Annotated in this window: 16 protein-coding genes; 9 read left to right on the forward strand and 7 right to left on the reverse strand. The window is 48.2% G+C overall.

The genetic code is table 11. The annotated features are described in order from the left end of the window. Window positions 1–110 precede the first annotated feature (110 nt). The 3 genes from LJ740_RS13890 to LJ740_RS13900 are packed head-to-tail and all read left to right on the forward strand — an operon-like array spanning window position 111 to window position 9,492. Window positions 111–6,683 (forward strand): response regulator, encoded by a 6,573-nt coding sequence (locus LJ740_RS13890; RefSeq protein ID WP_229529712.1) that lies wholly within the window; start codon window positions 111–113, stop codon window positions 6,681–6,683. A 23-nt stretch (window positions 6,684–6,706) separates the two neighbouring features. Continuing rightward, on the forward strand, window positions 6,707–7,615 hold the full coding sequence (locus LJ740_RS13895) for a diguanylate cyclase (protein ID WP_229529713.1): 909 nt from the start codon (window positions 6,707–6,709) through the stop codon (window positions 7,613–7,615). Between the two features lie 5 nt (window positions 7,616–7,620). Further along, a complete protein-coding gene (locus tag LJ740_RS13900; RefSeq protein WP_229529714.1) occupies window positions 7,621–9,492 on the forward strand; it encodes a response regulator in 1,872 nt (623 codons plus the stop codon). A gap of 15 nt (window positions 9,493–9,507) precedes the next feature. Here the strand turns inward: LJ740_RS13900 and LJ740_RS13905 are convergent, their stop codons facing one another. Both LJ740_RS13905 and nfuA read right to left on the reverse strand, forming a co-directional pair. Continuing rightward, window positions 9,508–9,765, reverse strand: coding sequence for a hypothetical protein (locus LJ740_RS13905; RefSeq protein ID WP_229529715.1), 258 nt, complete (start codon window positions 9,763–9,765; stop codon window positions 9,508–9,510). A 12-nt stretch (window positions 9,766–9,777) separates the two neighbouring features. Next, the gene (gene nfuA, locus LJ740_RS13910; RefSeq protein ID WP_229529716.1) at window positions 9,778–10,353 is read right to left on the reverse strand and encodes a Fe-S biogenesis protein NfuA; all 576 of its coding nucleotides are present in this window, start codon (window positions 10,351–10,353) and stop codon (window positions 9,778–9,780) included. A gap of 146 nt (window positions 10,354–10,499) precedes the next feature. On the opposite strand from nfuA, the gene LJ740_RS13915 reads away from it, so the two are divergent. Continuing rightward, the gene (locus tag LJ740_RS13915; protein WP_229529717.1) at window positions 10,500–13,085 is read left to right on the forward strand and encodes a M14 family zinc carboxypeptidase; all 2,586 of its coding nucleotides are present in this window, start codon (window positions 10,500–10,502) and stop codon (window positions 13,083–13,085) included. Here the strand turns inward: LJ740_RS13915 and LJ740_RS13920 are convergent. Continuing rightward, the gene (locus tag LJ740_RS13920) at window positions 13,066–13,770 is read right to left on the reverse strand and encodes a ComF family protein (protein ID WP_229529718.1); all 705 of its coding nucleotides are present in this window, start codon (window positions 13,768–13,770) and stop codon (window positions 13,066–13,068) included. The genes LJ740_RS13915 and LJ740_RS13920 overlap by 20 nt on opposite strands. A 59-nt stretch (window positions 13,771–13,829) precedes the next feature. Here LJ740_RS13920 and bioH point away from each other — a divergent pair, with 59 nt between their 5' ends. The 3 genes from bioH (at window position 13,830) to LJ740_RS13935 (ending at window position 16,059) form a co-directional block, all read left to right on the forward strand. Then, window positions 13,830–14,600 (forward strand): pimeloyl-ACP methyl ester esterase BioH, encoded by a 771-nt coding sequence (gene bioH / locus LJ740_RS13925; RefSeq protein WP_229529719.1) that lies wholly within the window; start codon window positions 13,830–13,832, stop codon window positions 14,598–14,600. 109 nt (window positions 14,601–14,709) lie between these two features. Then, a complete protein-coding gene (locus LJ740_RS13930) occupies window positions 14,710–15,030 on the forward strand; it encodes a hypothetical protein (protein ID WP_229529720.1) in 321 nt (106 codons plus the stop codon). A 21-nt stretch (window positions 15,031–15,051) separates the two neighbouring features. Next, window positions 15,052–16,059, forward strand: a complete 1,008-nt coding sequence (locus tag LJ740_RS13935; protein WP_229529721.1) for a putative metalloprotease CJM1_0395 family protein — start codon at window positions 15,052–15,054, stop codon at window positions 16,057–16,059. A gap of 61 nt (window positions 16,060–16,120) precedes the next feature. Here the strand turns inward: LJ740_RS13935 and LJ740_RS13940 are convergent, their stop codons facing one another. The 3 genes from LJ740_RS13940 to LJ740_RS13950 form a co-directional block, all read right to left on the reverse strand. Further along, entirely contained in the window at window positions 16,121–18,442 is a 2,322-nt protein-coding gene (locus LJ740_RS13940) for a Tex family protein (protein WP_324255626.1), read from the reverse strand. A 110-nt stretch (window positions 18,443–18,552) separates the two neighbouring features. After that, window positions 18,553–19,044 (reverse strand): transcription elongation factor GreB, encoded by a 492-nt coding sequence (greB, locus tag LJ740_RS13945; protein ID WP_229529723.1) that lies wholly within the window; start codon window positions 19,042–19,044, stop codon window positions 18,553–18,555. A gap of 349 nt (window positions 19,045–19,393) precedes the next feature. Continuing rightward, complete coding sequence (locus LJ740_RS13950; protein WP_229529724.1) at window positions 19,394–20,161, reverse strand: FKBP-type peptidyl-prolyl cis-trans isomerase; 768 nt, start codon at window positions 20,159–20,161, stop codon at window positions 19,394–19,396. Between the two features lie 131 nt (window positions 20,162–20,292). Here LJ740_RS13950 and LJ740_RS13955 point away from each other — a divergent pair, with 131 nt between their 5' ends. Together LJ740_RS13955 and LJ740_RS13960 are read left to right on the forward strand one after the other, a co-directional pair. After that, window positions 20,293–21,294: a WD40 repeat domain-containing protein gene (locus LJ740_RS13955; protein ID WP_377307066.1), complete on the forward strand. Its 1,002-nt coding sequence runs from the start codon at window positions 20,293–20,295 to the stop codon at window positions 21,292–21,294. 31 nt (window positions 21,295–21,325) lie between these two features. Beyond that, window positions 21,326–21,526 (forward strand): SlyX family protein, encoded by a 201-nt coding sequence (locus LJ740_RS13960; RefSeq protein ID WP_229529725.1) that lies wholly within the window; start codon window positions 21,326–21,328, stop codon window positions 21,524–21,526. Window positions 21,527–21,545: 19 nt separating this feature from the next. On the opposite strand, the gene LJ740_RS13965 is transcribed toward LJ740_RS13960, so the two are convergent. Then, window positions 21,546–21,755 carry a YheV family putative zinc ribbon protein gene (locus LJ740_RS13965; RefSeq protein WP_229529726.1) on the reverse strand — a complete coding sequence of 70 codons (210 nt, stop codon included), beginning with the start codon at window positions 21,753–21,755 and terminating at the stop codon, window positions 21,546–21,548. Window positions 21,756–21,797 lie beyond the last annotated feature (42 nt).

The raw sequence follows: 21,797 nt of genomic DNA on the forward strand, positions 1-21,797 counted from the left end.
GTTGAGCTGAACTAAGCCTTTGCCAGACACACAGGTGTCGGCGACGTTGCAAGAATGTAAGTACTGTTCTTTACTTCATAACAGGACAGCAAGGACCAGAGGATATCACTGTGCTATCAGAGCTTGAACAACTGGAAGAATTTACAAAGCTAAGTGGTGATCTGTTTCTCACCCAGGTCAGGGATGCGCAACAAAATCTGTATTGGCTAAAACAGGCCAAAGGAGCAGTGTCTGTTACCCATCATCCTATAGAAATCGAAACCACACAGTCACACGCTTTACCTGATGAGGCCATCGCGCCGGCCAGACGATTTACTGAGGGAGAGGATGTTTTCGCGCTTTACCCCGCAGTGTCAGGTAGTGTGACCTTTGCACAGCTTCTGGAGCAACACACCTGGAATACTGAAGACAAGCTAAGATTAAGTCTTGCCCTGACTGAGTTTTTAACCAGTCTCCATCACCATAACCTGATTTGCGGTTACGTCGACCCGGATACGCTGATCGTGGATGAAACAACATGGGGGGTGACAACAATCAGTAGCTGGCACCTGCTCAATGCAGCGGCCCTGAATAATACTATTTTGGAGACGTTGAAAAACCATGCCAACCTGTTGACGGTATCTCCTGAAATCACCGGGCGTACTGAAAGGCTCCCGGATGTTTCGTCAGACTTGTACTCTCTGGGCACAATTTTCTATCGCATTTTTTTGGGGGAATACCCTTACCAGTATTCTGATCCGCTGACTATGATCCATGCCCACATTGCCCGGCCTGTTGAGTTTGACCCGGGCAAGGTGTTTGCGATACCTGAAATGATATTAACTATTATCAGCAAATTGCTAAACAAGGCACCGGAGAGCCGTTACCGTGATGCCCGGACATTGCAACAGGATCTGCAGGAGTGTTTAAATCAATGGCGGGAAAATGGCGATATTGCGCCTTTTACCATTGCCCGCTCTGACAAAAGTACGGCGTTGTTGTTCCCACAGTTCCTGTACGGCAGAGAGTCTGAGCTGGAACGGCTCAATGATTGGTATGGGGCGCTGTTAAAAAGCCAGCAGATACGCTGTGTTGTGGTGAGTGGCAAAGAGGGCGTGGGCAAATCAGCACTGGTGGAGGAGTTTATCTCCCGGATCACCGACGCGGGCAGTGCCTATGGGCTGGCAGCCGCAGAAAAAGTCACCAGCGCCTGGCAACAGTCGGCAATTCATCGGGTGACAAATAACCTACTGGAAAAATCCCTCTTGCTCGGTGACGAGCATTTGTCCCTGCTGCGCCAACAACTGTCAACCTTACCCGACGACACACTTCAACCACTTTTGACTCTGTTTCCCAGTTTGCAGGTCATTTTAATGCAGGACGCTGAACCGCTGACCGAGGTTGCTGGCCAGTTTGATAAAAAAGTCATGGAACTGTTGTTTTGCCTGTCTGAGGTGATGCACGGCATGATGCTCATTTTTGAAGATGCACAATGGCTGGACAGTATCAGTGAAGACCTCCTGACTGACGTCCTGCGAGCGGCACGCAAAGGACGTTTTGGGGTGCTGTTGTTGTACAGAGAACCAGAGACGAGCTGCGCTTCGGCCACCCCCTTTTGTACTGAACTGCAGAAGCCTGATTCTGAATTACTACAGGTTCCGTTACATCCCTTAACTGCGGAAGCAGCTAAAAACCTGGTTGAAGACACATTCTGGGAGACCAATTTTAGTCTCGAAGAGCTGGCCGACAGGGTATTTCAAAAAACACAGGGAAACCCCTATTTCGTTAAAGTGTTTTTGCAGCAGCTGGTCGACGATGGCGCTATTTTTGAGGACGAAGAGCACATCTGGAATTGGGACCTGGACAAGATCAACGCGTCTCATATTACCGAGAATGTTGCGGATATTGCGATCACCGGATTGTCACAGTGGTCACCGCAGCAGTGTTTTATTCTTAAAGCCGCTTCTTTTTTCTCGGGTCAGATTGACATGGACATCCTGCTCGCCATCAGCGAGTTGAGTAACCGGGCAATTGGAGCCTTTACTGAGGAACTGATTGCCCAGGGTATCTGGCGTAACACTGAAAGCGACGATGGTACAGTTCAATATCAATTCTCCCATTTCAAAATTCAGATGGCCGCCCGACAACTGGAAACGGAGCATGACGAAGCAATGTTCCGAAATTTGCTGACCAAAACCTACCTCAGGATAAAGTCCAAAGCGTGGCTGCGTGACAACGTATTAAACTGGATTGACCTTGTCCCCGATAATCCGGTTAACGAGGGCCTGGCAGATGGTGCTGAATTTATCGATTATTGCTGGCAGGCAGCCAGTCAGGTAACAGATGACGAGCGTCGTTTGGGATATCAGTTACAGGGTATAAATGCGCTGAACCCTGACATCTGGCACAAACAATATACACGCTGTTTTGGTTTGTTTGACGAGGCGATAACACACCTGCTGTTAAAAGAGGACAGTACGCAGGTGGCGCATTTGCTTAACCTGTTAACACAGTTCCGTCTGAATTCGGCTGACAAGTTAAAAGCGGTACTCTGGCAGGTGCACAACCTCACGTTGCAGGCACAGTATCAACAGGCATTCAACACTGGATTGACGGTTGTCGGGGCGATATTCCCGGAGGTTGATTTAGACAATATAAAACAGACGTATTTGCAATGTGAAGCAGACTATCCAACCTCGGCTATCATTGACCTAGCACATCGCCCCTTTTGCGATGAATCGCTGCATTTACACCATTGCCAGCTATTGTCGCTGTTGATAAACGCGGCGAAGGAATTGTCAATTGTGCCATTGATGCAGGTGCTGGCGGTTGCCATTAAACTGTCATTACTCCGGGGAAATTCGACCTATGCGGCACAATTTTTTGCACAGCATGCACTTATTTTAGCCAGGGTTTATCAGCAGTATGAGTCAGCATTTGCCTTTGTGAACGTGGCACAAACGCTGGCACAAAAAAATACGGAAAATAACCGCAGGCAAGCAGAAATCAGCTATTTAAATTATGCCTTTGTTGCTCCCTGGAGCTTACCGCTACTTCACTGTCGCGAGGCGTTGCAGGAGTTGGGCGCTGATAGCTTTGAGCAGGACCAGGGGAGTGTTATTTCGCAGAGTATGCTGTGTAATGCGGTTTACTCAATATTCACTGACAGCGCGTTAGATAAACCAGCGCAGTTGTTTGAATCGCTCGCGGCTTTGCTACAGGAGCAAAATCTGGACGCTGTATCCACGGGAGCGGCACCCTGGCTGGAATTGTTGCGATACCTGAAAGATCCATCACCGGATAGCCCGGACGTAAAGTCGACTGACGAGAAAATAGGTAATACCGCTAACCTGCAAACCCACATGGTTACCCTTGGCTGGCATTTTACCCGGCTATTGCAGGCCTATTGGGATAATGATGCGGTGGCAGCAGTCAACTATGCAACTCACTGGCGAGAGGTGAGTGAGGATTTACTGTGTGTGCCCTGGTTGGTGGATTATATCGCGTTGTCGGGACTGGTATTGCTGCGACAGCCCACAAAGAGAACAACCGAAACTGAGCTGCAAAGTATCGAAAAGCAATTAGCCACCTGGTCAGCCCTGAATCCCGATAATTTTCTGACTCAGTATCAGTTGTTTTGCGCAGAATGGCGGGCCAGTCAAGGTGAAAAAGACGCCTGGTGGCATTATCGTCAGGCGATTCAACAGGCACAGCGGCAAGGACAGTGTCTTTGGTTAGGCCTGGCCAGAGAAGCTTATGCCAGTTACTGGCTGGCTATGGATGATGAGGTACAGGGGTTTGGCCAACTCCAGGCTGCATTGTCCTGCTACCGGCAGTGGCAAGCTCATGGCAGAGTGGCACAACTATCAGGCGAATATCCGCAACTCAGTGATCAGCCGGAACTCCCCACCGGGCAGCCGCTTCCTGCAGCAAAGTCCGAAAAAAACCTCGATTTAATGTCGGTGCTGAAGGCGTCAGAAACCCTGAGTGGCTCCATCGATTTGAACGCGTTTCTGATCCGAATGATGACCATTATTGTGGAAAATGCCGGCGCACAGCAGGGCTGTATATTGTTTCAGGAAGACGACAGTTTCCAGGTTCAGGGAGCGTACCCTAAACCTCTGACGCTGGAACAGGTACCACAAACCTTGCTCAACTACGTGGCCAGAACAAAATTACCTTATGTGGTGGATGATAGTGCTACAGAGCCTAAGCTAACGGCAGCGAATCGCAGTTTACGTCTTTTGCCGCGCTCCATGTTGTTTATTCCGCTTATTGTAGCGGGTAAATTACGCGGCGTGCTCTATTTGGAGCACAGCGATTTTACCGGGTTTTTCACCTCTGACAGAATTGATGTACTGCAATTACTGGCCAATCAGACCGCTATCCTGTTTGACAATGCCAGCCTAAATCAACAACTGCTTATCAATAATCGCGACCTGGAGCGCAAAGTTGATGAGCGCACCATTGAACTGGCTGATGCAAAATTAAAAGCTGAAGAAGCCACGGCCGCCAAATCTAACTTTTTGGCGAATATGAGCCACGAAATTCGCACCCCAATGAATGCGGTAATCGGCCTGTCGAAGTTAGCGCTCAGAAAACAGATAAATCCGGAGCAACGAGATTATCTGGAAAAAATACAAAGTTCTTCTGAGTCGCTTCTGACGTTGATCAACGACATTCTGGATTTTTCAAAAATTGAAGCGCAAAAACTCACCCTGGAAACCATACCTTTTAGTCTGGAAAAATCGCTTCGGCGGGTGGTTAATCTCAATAATCACAAAATGCACGAACAGCACCTGGAGTTTGTTTTGTCGGTGGATAGCCGAATCCCGGACAGTTTAATCGGTGATCCGCTGCGCATTGAGCAAATTATTATTAATCTGGTGAGCAACGCAATCAAGTTTACCCGACAGGGGTATGTGCATTTAAACGTCGCCAGGGTGTCGCAACAGGGTGAGACTTTGGTTCTGGAGTTTAGTGTCAAGGACAGTGGCATCGGCATGAGTGAAGAGCAAACCCGACGCCTGTTTAAATCCTTTAGTCAGGCAGACAACAGCGTTACCCGTCAATATGGGGGAACGGGGCTTGGTCTGGCGATCTGTAAGCAGCTCTGTGAACTGATGCACGGCTTTATTGCGGTAAAAAGTGAACCGGGTATGGGGTCAGAGTTTACGTTTACCATCCAGTTGCAGGTGGCAGCCGGAGATTTGGCCCCGGCCAGTCACACGGATGTGTCGGATTTACATGCGCTGGTGGTGGATGATATGGAAGTTGCACGCGCAGTCATGAGCGATGCCCTGGATGCCCTGGGCATAAAGTCTGATACTGTCTCCAGTGGTGAAGAAGCACTGCAACTGGTCAGCAAAGCAGAAAAAAGACAGCAACCCTACGACATCATCCTGATGGATTGGAAAATGCCCGGTATGGACGGTATCACAGCATCCAGGAAAATCAGGGAGCATATCAGCGGAAAAATACCTCATATCCTGATGATCACCTCCTATGATAAGGAAGCATTGAAAGCAATTGATGTTGATAACATTATCGACCGATACATTGAAAAACCGGTGAATCCGACGGATCTAATCGACGCCATTCAACAGTCATTGGGTGCCAATAGTCGTGATGACGCGGCTCTGTCCGCCAGTGAGCAGATACCTGACTTCAGTCACGCCAGCGTGTTATTAGCCGAAGACAATGAGCTGAATCAACAGGTTGCTTTGGAGTTTTTACAGGAAACCGGCATTCAGGTGGATTTAGTTCAGGATGGTCAGCAGGCAATCAATGCCGTTAAACAAAAGCAGTATGACCTGATTTTGATGGATATTCAGATGCCGGAAATCGATGGTCTGGAAGCCACAAAACGGATCCGGCAATTTAATTCGGACATCCCAATTTTAGCCATGACCGCCCATGCAATGGCAGGAGACAAAGAGCGCAGTCTGGCGGCAGGCATGAATGCGCACATCGCAAAACCTATCAACCCGGTGGAGCTGTACTCAGTGATGAGTGAGTTTATCACCGGTAGTGACATAAAAACCGTGCGTGCGAGCGCGCCCCTGGAGCACCAGGATACGGGTCAGTCGGAAAACGAAAAGTATGCGTTGGCGCTGTTCAGAGAAATTACTGCGCTGGACCTGGACACTGCGTTAGAGCGTATTCAGGGGCGCAGCAAACTGTATTGTAACCTGGTGCAGGATTTTGTCCGGGATTATGACGGCGTCGATGAGCAACTGATGGCACACTTCGCCGCCTCCGAGCGACAGAAAATTTATCGCATTGTCCACTCCCTGAAATCCAACATAGCCTACATTGGGGGATTCAGGCTGTCTCACCGATTGGCTATGATCGAGCCGCGAATTCGGGAAGGGGACGATTTTATTCTGGAACTTGAAAGGGTGATGGCAGAAGTGATGGAGCTGCACAAGGGGTTAGCAGAAAAGCTTCAGCAGGTAGACTTGCATGCCGCGAACTTTTACAGTGAAAATAACAAAGAGGGCAGTTTTTATCCCGAGTCAATGCTACCCTTATTAAAAGCATCGGACTTTTCTGTCGAGGCTAAAATTAAGCAACTACACCAGCAATGCAGTACTGAAGCAGAGCGTCAAATGTTGCATAACATTGATGCACTGATTGCTGAAATGGAATTTGAGGAAGCGGCTGACTTTTTACAAGTGTGGCTGCGGGAAAATAAACGTTAACGGACTGTAGAGCCAGAAAATATATGTTGTCCGATAAGCCAAAAATACTCATCGTCGATGATGAAAAGTCGAATCTGAAGATCCTGTCCGAGTTTCTTGGTGGTGATGGGCAAATCATGCTGGCCAAAAGTGGAAAGCAGGCGCTGGAAAAGGCTGCCAGGGCGTTACCTGACATCATATTGTTGGATGTGGTAATGCCGGATATGGATGGTTTTGAAGTCCTGAAACAGCTAAAAGCCGCGCCCGGCACCCGACTGATCCCGGTTATTTTTATAACAGGATTAACCGATGTAACGTTTGAAGAAAAAGGCCTGGCGCTGGGTGCCAGTGACTATATTATCAAGCCGATACACGAGCAGTTGGTCAGAGCAAGAGTAAAACTGCATCTGCAGTTAGTGAAACAACAAAGGTTGTTAGAGCAGGTGGCCTTAATTGATCCGTTGACGGGCTTATGCAACCGAAGAAAGTATGAAGATGTGTCCAATATTGAATGGCGAGCTGCGGTGCGTTATGGCGGTGACTTCTCAGTGGCGTTGTTAAATCTGGATGGATTTAAGGCGTTTAATGAAATGCACGGTTATGCCACGGGAGACGAGCTACTGATACAAGTTGCCAGCCAATTGGCGCAACAAATACGCCGTGCCAAAGACCTGGTCGCGCGTTTCAGTGGACAGGAATTTGTATTGTTAATGCCGGGTACAGAGCGCCAGGGAGCGCAAACAGCTGCAGAAAAATGCCTCAGCGCCATTAGCGGCCTAAAAATGCCGGGCGGGACGGGCAGAGTCGCTGGTGTAACGGTCTCCGTGGGAGGAGTTACCGCGCGGGCCAGCATGTCACTTACTCTGGATGAGGTTATGTTGAAAGTTCGGCAAAAACTAAATCAGGCACAGCAAGCGGCAGATACTGCCGTGTGCTGGGAACAGGTTGAGTAACGCTTATGTCAATCACTGAGCCTTTGGAAAGACCCAGAATCCTCATCATAGATGACGAAAAGTCCAATCTTAAAATTTTGTCTGATTTACTTAGCTCGGAAGCTGAGGTTGCCGTGGCCAAAAGCGGTACACAGGGTTTGTGGAAAGCCAGCAAACTAAAACCAGATTTAATCTTGCTGGATATCGTGATGCCGGAGATGGATGGTTTTGAGACGCTGAAACAGCTTAAGCAGGATGAACAGTTAAAAGACACCTCAGTTATCTTTATTACCGGTCTGGATACCGTAGACAACGAAAAGTACGGCCTGGATCTCGGTGCGCTGGATTACATCCGCAAACCTTTTAACGGCGCAGTAGTAAAAACCCGCATTGCTACGCATCTGAAATTAATTCGTCAAACGAAGGAACTGCGGGCATTGTCGGTTAAACTCAGAGAGGCGGATCAGGCGAAAAGCCGGTTTTTAGCGAACATGAGTCACGAAATTCGCACGCCGCTTACGGCAATTATTGGCTATACCGAGCTGTTGCAAAATGACGAATTGTCCGGCATGGATAATGACCAGGCAATAGATATCATATCTAACAGTGGTAAGCACTTACTTAATTTAATCAATGATATTCTAGACTTATCTAAAATCGAAGCTAAAAAACTCCAGGTAGAGTGTGTTGAGTTTTGCTTACCTTTACTGCTGGAAGAGCTCATTTCCCTCATTAAACCTAAAATAGAGCAGCACAATCTTGCCTTTGAGTTGGGCCTGCAATTTCCTTTGCCTTCCCACATTGTCAGCGATCCTACCCGCCTGAAACAGGTGTTACTGAATCTGCTAAACAACGCCGTTAAGTTTACTGAAGAAGGCGTGATTCGGTTGCTGGTGGCAGAAAGCGATGGTGCGTTAAAGTTCAACGTGATTGATACTGGCGTGGGTATCAGTAAAGAACAACAAACACGCATTTTTAGTGCTTTTGAGCAGGCAGATGTGTCAGTGACACGGCGATTTGGCGGCACCGGATTGGGCCTTAATATTTCCAAATACCTGGCCCAAAAATTAGGTGGTGACCTGGTAGTCAGCAGTGTCAGCGGTATTGGCAGTGACTTTTGCGCCAGTATCGCGTTGCGCACCGGAGAAAATGCTGAGCCGGTCAGCGACGAGCTTTGCTATGCAAACGTCATTCACTGTCAAAAAGCCCAAAAGCCGGTGCAACCGGTACTGACGGGCAAAGTGTTGCTGGCGGAAGATCAGAAAGAATTGCGTCTGTTGATCACCATGATGCTGCACAAATTGGGACTTGAGGTAGTGGCTGTGGAAAATGGTTTGCAATTACTGGACGAAGCAACAGCGAATTCGTTTGATCTTATCTTAACTGACATACACATGCCCGAGATGGGCGGGGAAGAAGCGGTTACCCGGTTGCAGGAAGCCCACATTGACATCCCAACCATTGCATTAACAGCTAATGCGATGAAACATGAAGTGGAGCAATACATAAGTAAAGGATTTACGGATCATCTCAGCAAACCTATTCAGCGCGAAGAGTTTAGTCGAAAGCTGGCTATGTATTTACCGGAGCTGACACCGCCTTCAGCTGGCAGGTCCTCACATCAGAGTGAAAAAGCGCGTTTTATTGAGCAGTTCAAACGCGATCTGCCGGAGCGACTGGAGGTGATGGAAAATGCGTTCTTTAGTCAGGACTGGCGCCATGTGGCATTGTTGGCCCACAGTCTGAGTTCAACCGCACGTTCCTTCCAGCTGGATGCGATCACCAGGGTGACTGCTGAAATTGAACGTCTGGCAATGGATACTATCGCGGACAGTGAGCACGCCAATGAGCTGGCAGCCGTTATTCTGTCATTAAAAGCGCAACTTGAGGCTGACTGATCGCGCTTGAAACGATTATGGAGAGTCGTCGGTTTTTGATTTGCTGCGAAGAGAAAAGGAAGCTATCAATCGGAAACGCAATATGCCGGTATAGCCATAGATGGCAAAAGCCGCACCAGACAACATCAGTAGCGCTGCGGGGACCTGTAACCAAATCCACCATAAGTAACCGGCAAAGAGCAACAGGCTACCAGCTACAAATTGCATCAACCCCTGAATAAACCGGGTCCAGTACTGGTGCAGTGCAATGCGTTGCTCAGCTGTTAACGACATGCCACCGATAACTCAGTAGTAAGAGTGCTCTCCGGATTCGTGTTCAGTGGCATCTTTAACCCCTTTCAGCTCGGGAAATTGTTGCAGCATTTGTTTTTCAATGCCTTCTTTCAGGGTGACATCCACCATGGAGCAACCATTACAACCACCGCCGAATTGCAATAGGGCAATACCGTCATCAGTAATGTCCATCAACATTACCTGACCACCATGACTGGCCAATTGCGGGTTGATTTCTGATACCAGCATATACTCAATGCGCTCTTTAAGGGGAGCGTTTTCAGCGACTTTTCGGGCTTTTGCATTGGGCGCTTTTAAGGTAAGCTGCGAACCCATTTGGTCGGTGACAAAGTCGATTTCGGCTTCTTCCAGGTACGGGGCACTTTCTAAATCGACAATGGCTTCAAAACCGTCAAAGGGCAAATGTTGGTCGGAATCTTCTACAGCATCCGCCGGGCAATAAGAAACGCCGCATTCAGCCGAGGCAGTACCTGGGTTGATTACAAATACCCGGATGTTGGTGTTTTCCGGTTGAGTTTCCAGTAATTTGCGAAAATGAGCTTGTGCAGACTCGGAAATATTTATCATAACGGGAACCAAAATATAAACTGATGAGAATTCTAACAAAAAATACTTGAGTAAAACACTCAAGTAATCGACTCTTTTAGACAATTTTTGCCTATCGGCAAAGTTTCCCTTATGGTTAAGGCAATGACTTAAAGGCTTAATATTCAATGACAATACGTTTTTTATCCTGTTTCTTTTTACTTCTGGTGACCGGTGCCGCAAGTGCCGATATGTCTCGTATCTACAGCCATGATTTGGAATATCTGCCCAAAGATGTCAGTTATGATCCGGCTATCCCTTTACCTCAGGAGGTACTGGGACACACAGTAGGAGAGTGGCATGTCAGGCATGACCAGTTACTGGCTTATATGACATTGTTGGCTGAAAAGTCGGAGCGGGTGCAATTGCAGGAAATCGGTCGCACCTATGAAGGGCGTAAATTAATTCATTTACATATCAGTAATGCGAAAAACCTGGCTGACATTGAGAGCCTGAGAACCACCCACCTGAAAAACTGGCAATCCCACGAGGAAAAAAGGGATCTCAGTGGTTATCCACTGGTACTATGGATGGGTTACAGCATTCATGGTGACGAACCCAGTGGTTCCAATGCTGCACTGTTGTTGGCCTATTATCTGGCGGCCGCGCAGGGCGAGAAAATCGACCAGCTGTTGGACCAAAGTGTGGTTATTCTTGACCCGTCATTAAACCCGGATGGGCTGGCCAGATTCGCACACTGGGCGAACTCTCACAAAAGTCTGAATCTGGTGTCTGATCCGCAAAACCGGGAACACCGCCAGGGGTGGCCGAGTGCCAGAACCAATCACTACTGGTTCGATTTGAATCGCGATTGGTTATTACTTACTCACCCGGAGTCAAAGGCCCGCATTGAGCAGTTTCACCAGTGGCGGCCCCATGTCTTAACCGACTTTCATGAGATGGGCACCAACAGTACTTACTTTTTTCAGCCGGGAATTCCCTCCCGGACCAATCCGCACACACCACTAAAAAATATTGAACTGACCAATGCCCTGGCCGGATTTCACGCCAAACAAATGGATTCCGACAAGCGCCTGTATTTTACTCAGGAAGCCTTTGACGACTTTTACTACGGCAAAGGGTCTACCTATCCGGATGCTCACGGAAGTGTCGGAATCCTGTTTGAACAGGCCAGCGCCCGTGGACATTTGCAGGAGTCTGAAAACGGTCCGTTGGCCTTTTCACAGGCAATTCAGAATCAGTTTAATTTGTCACTGTCCACTTTTGCGGGTGCCATGGCAAACAAACATGCCATGTTGGATTTTCAGGATAGCTACGGACGTGATACGGCCGAAGAAGCTCTGGACGATGATGTGGCAGGCTTTATGGTAACTCCGGGTGAAGATGCCAGCCGGTTTAGTTATTTTCTGGATGTTTTGCAACGGCATCAGGTGAATATCTATCCACTGTCGAAAAACGTCAAAATTGACGATACCACCTTTGTGGCCGGCGAGAGCTTTTTTGTGCCGGGCAGACAAGCCCAGTACCGCCTGATTAAATCACTGTTCTCAACGCAAAAGCGCTTTAAAGACAATACCTTCTACGACGTATCTAACTGGAATATTGCACTGGCATTCAACTACGATTTCACGCCCATTGAGAAAAGTCGCTGGCGTAAAATTCCATTTATTGCCCAGCCTGTTACACAGTTGCAGGTAAAATCACCAGACTATAATGCTGATGCTGTGGCCTGGGCGTTTAACTGGCAGGATTCTGATGCGCCGGCATTATTGCAGTTTCTGCTGAAAAAAGGGGCTTTGGTGAAACAGTCGGTCAAAGCCTTCACCGGTGTAACGCAGGACGGCGAGTTTATCTTCCAACCCGGTGCAGTGTTGTTACCCATGGGATTGCAGCAACCGGACAATATTGCACAGGAGCTGATCGCCAGAGCGGCGCAGCTTAATGTGAAGTTGCATGGTTTGATGTCCGGCATGACACCACAAGGTGTTGATCTGGGCAGTCGTCACGTTGCCGTAGTCAACAAGCCGGAAATTCTGTTGCTGGGTGGTGCTGGCGTGTCTCAATATGAGGCTGGCGAAGTGTGGCACTATCTGGATCAATATGTCGGCGTTGCTCCTAGTATTATTGACATACAGCGTCTTTCAGGCACCGACCTGAGTCGTTACAGCCACATTATTGCGGTTGATGGCAACTACCGAAGCATCACCGACAAGAGCAATGAAAAAATCAAAGTCTGGCTGGAGCAAGGTGGCGTGTTGATCACGCAAAAGCGCGCTGCAGAGTGGGCCGCAGAGCAAGACTGGTTAAAAGCCAAATTTAAAGACGATGACGCCATTGATGCCGCTTTTGATACCAGCAAGCTGGGGTTTGCCGATCAGGAAGCCTTGTCGGGGAAAAAGCGCGTAGCCGGAGCCGTGTTTAATACCAATGTAGACTTGAGCCACCCCTTATTATTTGGCTTTGATAAGACGACTCTGCCGGTTTTTCGCAATAGTACCGTGATCATGCGCAAAGCCTCGGAGCCCTTTGTAAGTCCGGTTATCTATCAAAAGGCACCATTGTTGGCGGGTTATGCCTCCGATGAAATTGAAAGTCTGATTGCGGATTCATCGATGCTTATTGCCCACACTAAAGGTGATGGCCGGGTGATCGCGTTTTCTGACAATGTCAGTTTCAGAGGTTACTGGCTAGGTACCCGCAGATTGTTGAGCAATGCGATATACCTGAGCCACTTCATTGATGTGGAAGGCTGACCGATAAACTCCACAGGTCAATCTTAATCCCGGGATTGACCTCGGTGAGTCGGTCACAGAGTCGGCGCATGGTGGTTCCCGTAGTAATCACATCATCAAGGATGGCAACGTGGTTCAGCTGGCGTAGCGTTTGTGCCTGAACCACCCGGTACTGTCTGGTGGATACCAGACGGCGTTGTCTGCCATCCAGCCCGGCCTGTGCTTTGCCCACAAAGCGTTTCTGTATGAGCCGCGTTAATACCGGTACAGACAGCGACGAACTCAGATGCTGTGCAATGAGTTCTGTTTGATTGAATCCCCGGCGCCCCCTTTTTAAAGGGTGCAGTGGCACAGGTATTAAGGCTTCCGGGAGCGGCAGGTTGGCATAGCAGCGCTGAATCCTGGTGAGCAGCAACTGACTCAGGCAGTTGGCAATCTCCATTTTATATTGGTATTTCAGCAAACTGATCAGTCTTTGTAATACCCCATGATGTGGACCAATACACAGGGTATCCAGGTGGCTTAATTTGGGGAGATACCGGGAAAACCTGGGTTGTACATTGAGAAAATCAAGGTCTTCTTCAGGGCTTCCAAATGCCGCAATTGTTTGCCGACAAACCTGACAAACCGCATCGCTGCCCGGTTGTTGGCATAAGTAGCAATGGTTGGTGTGTTCACGCATTCGCGTTATTATTTTGGTCAGCATAAAATGTCAGTCCCTGAATAGGCTCAGGGTTCAATATTACACTATCAGCAGGCGCTATTTTGCAGTTAAAAGTACAGGATTTTCACCCTCAACCGCGACTGGTTTTTTTGCATGGATGGGGGGTGAACAGCGGTGTTTTCAGGGGATTACTGCCCCAGTTAAGCGCGCATTATGCCGTGAGATTTATCGATCTGCCGGGGTTTGGTAGCAATAACCACATAGAGGTGCAGGAGCTGAGTTTTGAGCATTACTGCAGGATGCTTATCCCCTGTATTCCGAAAGGTGCAGCGCTGGCTGGTTGGTCGATGGGGGGGCTTGTCGCACAGTATCTGGCATCTCATCCCGAATGCCACGTGCAGCGCCTGGTTGCGATTTGTAGTACCCCCAGTTTTATGCAGGAAAATCAGTGGCCGGGAATTAAACCGCACGTGCTGGAGGGATTTCAGGTGCAACTATTGCAAAACTTTGAGAAAACCCTGGATCGGTTTTTAGCTATTCAAGCCATGGGTAGTGAAACCGCCAAACAAGACCTTAAAACCATCCGGCAACAGGTACACGCTGGTGGCATGGCCAATCATGGTGCCCTGGCACAAGGGTTAGATTACCTGCACAATGTAGATTTGCGCCCGTTACTGCCATCGAAGTTGCCCAAAACCTTGCGTATATTCGGCAGTCAGGACAGCTTAGTGCCCAAAGCCAGCGCGGCACAAATTCAGAGGCTGGACCCTGATGCAATCGTCCACATCATCGATAAAGCATCGCATGCGCCTTTTATCTCCCATCCCCGGCAGTTTTTGGAAATCTTTAATCAATTTATGGCCGATTTTTAGTCAAAAATATTATAACCGCGCTGCAGCTAATCTAAACATAGCCTAATCAAAGGATTTATTTCTTTACTGATTTGTATAATAATTAAACATGAGGTAATAGGAGTAGTGTATGTCTTTTGATGTAAGAAATAGCGTCAATTCCGCTATCTTGTCTGGTGTGTTGGGGGTACAACGTGCCTCAGACAATATCGCCGGGACATCGATTAGTTTGGCGCAAAAACAGGCGTCTTTGCGCACCACCAGTGATTTATTGTCTGATGTGGCAACGCAACAACTGGGTGGCGTGTCGAGGTTATTGCCCTCGGGTGGCGACTCAATGACCGGTGATTTACTGTCTTTGGTGAACAACCTGAATAATGCGCAGGCTTCCACCAAGGTGTTGGATGTTGCCAACGAGACCGTTGGTCGAATCATCAACGAAATCGCCTGATAATTCATATTTGAGCTGAGTATGAATATCGTTACGCCGGTGCCAACAGCTATCCCGTTCACTACATCCAATGTGAACACGGAATCTGCGCGCCGTGATAATGTGCAGCGGGAAGTGATACCGCAATTATCACAACCGGAAAACTCATCGGCAGAAGCCGGTTTGGGTTCAGAATCAGATCGTCTTAAACAATCGGCAAAATCAGCTCAACCCGCCCAGGCACCCACTTATGAACGTCCGGTTGTACAACAAAACCCCAATGCAGACACCAGTGGCTTAAACAATACCGCAGGTGATACACCGGATAATGCTAAGCAGGAAAGTGCCGGTAAAGAAGACGCTGAAGAACGCCAGAAGCAGCAAAAAGAAGCAGCCGATAAGCAGGAACTGGAGCGTCTGAAAACGCGGGATCAGGAAGTTCGGGCACACGAACAGGCCCATGCGGCTGTTGGGGGTCAGTATGCCGGTTCACCCAGCTACGAATTTGAAACTGGACCTGATGGGCAGCAATATGCGGTGGGCGGTGAAGTCTCTATCGATATTTCAAAAGAGTCCGAGCCCGAAGATACGCTGAATAAAATGCAGCAGGTTAAAGCGGCTGCGCTGGCACCCGCTGAACCTTCACCACAGGATTTTCGGGTAGCCAGTGAAGCGACACGTATTGCGGCTGAAGCCCGTGTTGAAATAGCACAGGACGAGATAGAGCAGCAAAAAGACGCCCAGCAGGAAAGTATTGATCGGGTCTTTGGTAGACAAGACAACAGTGCCGCAGAGGCAATTGAAGAGACTATTCCTGAACTGGATGAAATCGTCGACCCAGGTGATGTGGGCGCTCCCACCCGTTCTCTTGAGCGGCCAGAACAATTTGTCGACAATGCCCTGAATGCCTTTTTATCTCAGCAAAATGGTGAGGAAACCGAAATCAACTCACAACGGGACGAAGAGATTACTCAGCGCGCGTTGAGAATCGCCAACTTCTACCAACAAACTTCTACCCCACGTACCGAAGGCTTTCAGCAATTCGCCTGATGGCTCTATTGCAGATGGCCAGGCAAATTGCCCGACCTGATACTGCATCTGATATTACAGACTATTTCTTCGCTTTAGCAAAGGCTTCTGCAAACGCATTGCCCATAGCGCTGTTGCCTGCTTTGTTGTCCTGACGTGGTGCGCGCGTCGGTTTATTGGTGCGCTGTTCATGGCGTTTCTGAGGCTTACCTGCGCCCTGGCTTTGTACCGGTGCTTTGTCGTCCAGGCGCATGGTCAGCGAAATACGCTTACGTGCCACATCCACTTCAGTTACTTTCACCTTGACGATATCACCGGCTTTTACCACTTCCCTCGGGTCAGAAATAAATTTATCAGTGATGCAGGAAATGTGTACCAGACCGTCCTGGTGCACTCCGATGTCCACAAAGGCCCCGAAGTTCGCCACGTTGCTGATGACGCCTTCCAGAATCATACCGGGCTTGAGGTCATTAATGGTATCAACCCCTTCCTTAAACTGGGCCGTTTTAAATTCCGGACGCGGATCGCGCCCCGGTTTCAGCAGCTCTGCCAAAATGTCTTTGATGGTGGGTAAACCAAAATGCTCATTGACGAAGCTTTCCGGCATGATCTTTTTGATAACGTCGGCATTTCCGATCATTTGTCGCACGTCACAACCTGCTTCCTGTTGCATTTGTTCTACAACGGGATAAGCCTCAGGGTGCACCGCTGAGCTGTCCAGCGGCTCACTGCCATTGTTAATACGCAGGAATCCGGCACATTGTTCAAATGCTTTCGGTCCCAGGCGCGCCACTTTAGTGAGCTCTTTGCGGCTGTTGAAGGCACCATTTTGATTGCGATATTCCACAATGTTCTGCGCCAGGGTTTTATTTAATCCGGAAATATTGGCCAGAATTGCCGGTGAGGCCGTATTTAAATCTACACCAACGGCATTTACACAGTCTTCGATAACCGCTTCCAGTGATTGCCCCAACTGACTCTGACTGACATCGTGTTGATACTGGCCAACACCAATGGCCTTGGGTTCGATTTTCACCAGTTCTGCCAGCGGGTCCTGTAAACGTCGGGCAATGGAAACCGCACCGCGCAAGGACACATCCATGTCGGGTAATTCCAGAGAGGCCAGTTCAGAAGCGGAATATACTGAGGCTCCTGCTTCACTGACGATCAGTTTGGTGAGTGTTAAATCAGGCTCGCTTTTCATCAGCTCGGCCACTAACTTATCCGTTTCCCGGGAACCGGTACCATTGCCAATGCTGATCAGTTCTACCTTGTGCTGTCGGCAGATATTGGCCAGAGTCCGCAAGGACTTGTCCCAATGGTTTTGGGGCGCGTGCGGGTAAATAACCTGCGTAGCCAACACTTTGCCGGTCTGATCCACTATTGCTACTTTTACCCCAGTTCGCAAACCTGGATCCAGACCCATGGTAACTCGCGGCCCGGCAGGCGCCGCCATCAGTAAGTCTTTCAGATTGGAGGCAAATACATTAATCGCTTCCAGTTCGGCTGATTCGCGCAATTGGCTGAACAGTTCATTTTCCATGTACATCAGAATTTTGATGCGCCAGGTCCACTGGATTACGCCGGTTAACCATTTACCGGCTGCTTTTTGCGACAGGTGCTGACTGGCCAGGCCGGTATGGTCAGCAATAATGGATTCGCAATAAGAGGTTTTGTCGGATTCTTCTTTTTCCGGGTCGGGTTCCAGAGAAACCTGGAGAAAGCCTTCATTGCGGCCCCGGAACATCGCCAAAGCGCGGTGCGATGGGGTCGTGGTCAGCTTTTCACGGTGCTCGAAATAATCACTGAACTTAGCGGCCTCTTTTTCTTTTCCAGGTACCAAAACACTTTTGATAAAGGCATTTTTTTGCAGGTGTCTGCGTATTTTCTGCAGCAAATCGGCATCTTCGGCAAAGCGTTCCATCAAAATGAATTTGGCGCCGTCCAGGGCGTCTTTGGTGGTGGCTACTGCGTCATTGAGGAATTGTTCAGCCTGTGCTTCCGGGTCTAACGAGGCATCGTTAAACAGTGCGTCGGCTAAAGGTTCCAGGCCGTTTTCGATGGCGATCTGGCCCTTGGTACGTCGCTTGGGTTTATAGGGTAAATACAGCTCTTCCAGCTCAGCTTTTGAAACACAGGCATTGATTTTATCGTTCAGGGTATCGGTGAGTTTGTCCTGTTCACTGATGGATTTAATGATGGCTTCTTTGCGTTCCCACAGTTCCCGCAAGTAGGTTAATCTTTGCGACAGGTTACGCAGTTGTGTGTCATCCAGCCCTTGTGTGGCTTCTTTTCGATATCGGGCGATAAACGGCACGGTTGCGCCGCCATCCATTAACTCTACCGCTGAGGAGATTTGCGTTGCAGAGATGTTCAGTTCCTGACTGAGTTGAGAAAATATAATTTGATTAGCCATGCTTGCTTCCATCAGGGAGTGACATTAATTCGTTAGATATATTCCAGGCAATATGAGGCCTGAGCGCAACTTTACAATGTTATTCGTCGGTTTTCCTGTTATTCGGCTGTCGATTGCTTGTCCGGGTAGTCAATTTCAGTGATATACCAGTGCTTTTTACCTTCCGGTGTCGCAACCACAATCTCATCATCAACACTGTGTTTGGGCAAGGCTCTGGCCATGGGACTGTCTATGGATATCACATCTTTTCGGGCGAATATTTCATCATAGCCAACAATCTGAAACTGGCGTTCATCACCATCGTCGTTTTCTACACTCACCCTGGCGCCGAAGAATACTTTGCCTTCTTGCTGAGGTGCATAGTCGACAATCTTTAATGCTTCCAGGCGTTTGCTCAGGTAGCGTACCCGGCGATCTATTTCCCGTAGTTTGCGTTTGTTTTCTTTGTAATCTGCGTTTTCGCTTCTGTCCCCCAGACTGGCGGCCCAGGTAACTTTCGCGGTAATTTCAGGTCTTTCAGTTCGCCACAGGTAGTCCAGTTCGGCTTTGAGCTTGATGTATCCGGGGCGGGTGATCAAAGGTGTGCGCATGATGATAAATAGTTCGTAAAATTAAATTGTTCGTAAGTTCAATAAGTTGTGTTTTTTGTCCCACAAAAGTGCTTTTTTTCCAGGAAAAAAAACGCTTTTGAGCTAAAGTTATATTAACAAAAACGCTGAAAACGGAGGTATAACATTTTTTATCTCTCTACAGGATTGAACAACAACGACAGTCCTGCAACGTTTTAAATCAGATTCTGCTAATGCAGACTTATTAATATTGCCAGGCGCAATACCATTCGAAAATTCCGATGAGGACGTGGATCGGCAAGGAAAGTCGAACAATAAAAAACTAAAAAAGCCGGGCTGTTGCCCGGCTTTTGCTATTCAAAGTCTAAAATTACTTAGATTCGATAGAAAGCAATTCCACATCAAATACTAAGGTAGAGTTTGGCTTAATTTTGCCAGTAGCGCGCGAGCCGTAGGCCAGTTCGCTGGGAATGTGGAAACGGTACTTAGAACCCACATTCATCAGTTGCACACCTTCGGTCCAGCCTTTGATAACGCGATTGAGCGGGAATACCGCAGGTTCGCCGCGATCATACGAGGAATCAAACACAGTGCCGTCAATCAAGGTACCGTGGTAATGCACCTTAACGGTATCTTCAGCAGAAGGTTTTTCGCCTTCACCTTCTGTCAGGACTTCGTATTGGATACCTGATTCAGTTTCCATTACGCCTTCACGCTGTTTGTTTTCAGCCAGGTATGCCTGGCCTTCTTCCAGTGTTTTTTGACCTTCCACTGCGGCCATTTCCGTCTGCTTTTGCTGTGCAGCGGCTTGCAGGGCCTGGATTAATTTAGTGGATTCTTCGTCGGTTAAAATGGCGTTACCGTCGATGGCGGCCATAAAACCTTGTTTTACATGTTCAGCACTGAAGGTCATACCAAACTCAGCGTATTGCTCTGCCTGTGCTGTTACATATTTACCCATGTTCTCACCCAGGGCGTAGGCTTGTTTTTCTGCTTCAGGTAACTGATTTACCTGTTCAATAGTCATTGTCATTGCTGCTGCCTTATCAGTATTGGCGTTGTTAGAAGATTGTTCCTGTTGACATGCGCTCAACCCAATCACACTAGCAAGTGCTATCAAAAGTGATCTGTTTCTCATGAATTGCTCCGATTTATTGGTTTTGGAATTTGTTTGAAAAAAGCCAGAAATTGTGGCGGGCAGTTTCCACGCAAAGCGCATATACTAAACAGAGTTTTACTATTTCGAAACCATAACCAAGAAATAAAAGGATGATCAGACTAAAAAGTAACCAACTCGTTCGTTTTTTCCTGTACTTATCCGGTATTTTCGCACTTCTTTCCTGCGGTACTTATCACAAAGAGCCGGCCTTAGAGTTTCAGCATGCTGAAGATGGCGCCATGGCTGCTGATATTTCCCGGGACGCTAAAATCAGTGTGGTTTCCAGTATCGATTTGGGCTTATTGGTTTGGGACCTGGAATACAATCAGAAAATATACCAGTGGGCCTACAAGGGTGATGGCGAGACAATTAATCTGGTATCCATGGTGCGCATCGCCAATGACAACTCTTATGTGGTAAGCGCTGATCGCGACGCTTTTGCAATCTGGAGTCTGAACACCGGCGAACCGGATGGCTTCTGGCGTATCGATGAATCCACTATTCGCGACGTGGCGATAGCTGATCAAGGAACAACTGTTCTTGTTGGCAGAAGTAACGGTAAAGTGATGATGTTAGAGCCGTTTACCGGCAGACGATTGGAGTTTTTAGGCCACACTGAACGCATTAACAGCGTGGATATTTCTCCCAATGGTTATTATGCACTGACGGGCGGTAATGATTACGTGGCTTATTTATGGGATACCCGGACCGGGCAGGTGGTACATCGTTTTGATCATCCCAGCCGGGTGACCAAAGTGTTGATCGATCCTAAAGGACGCTATTTGTTTACCGCCGACAGTCAGAAAACAGCCCGTATCTGGGATGCCCAGACCGGGGAAGAGGTCTCCCGTTTGCAGTTTATACAAAGGCAAATGATCTTCTCCTCAGTGGTGTTTTCTGACGATGGCAGCCGATTACTGACGGGCTCCCCAAATCGGTTGTTGGCACTGTGGGAAGTGCAAAGTGGCAATCAGATAGAAGGTTGGCGGGTCAGACCCAATGAAAAAGCGGTGGGCAACAGTGCCATTGTGTATGGGGTTGGCTTCTACAATGAAAATCAGGTGATTTCTGAAAGTAGTAGTGGTTGGGCTGAGGTTTGGGACGTACAATAGGCGCCGGTTTATTTGCAAACAGGCAACACAATTGAACGAGATTGAACAGCTACAGATTAAAGTCGCTTATCAGGAAGACACCATAGAAGCACTGAATCAGGCATTGATAAAGCAACAACGTCTCATTGATGAGCTGCAGTTCAAAATGCAGCATGTCACCAATAAGTTGAAAGAGATGTCTTCCAGTAATATAGCCTCCCTGGATGAAGAGACACCCCCGCCACATTATTAACCGCAGAGGTTTGTGCGCACTAGTTAGAGGGTTTAAAGATACCAATTACGTTTTCATTGCTTCGGGTGCTTTTTTCTGTCTGGTCATCCAACTGGGTTTTGTGATAATCGCAATAAACACATTCAACTTTTTCTACATTGTTTTCCATGTATAGCATCAGACTGTCGCTGGCCTTACAATGTGGACAAACGGCGCCTGCGATAAAGCGCTTTTTAATTTTTTTAGTCATCAGGTTATCAAAGGTCAATGGGCTACAATAAGCACCATTTTA

The organism is Planctobacterium marinum (assembly GCF_020687805.1).
Classification (GTDB): domain Bacteria; phylum Pseudomonadota; class Gammaproteobacteria; order Enterobacterales; family Alteromonadaceae; genus Planctobacterium; species Planctobacterium marinum.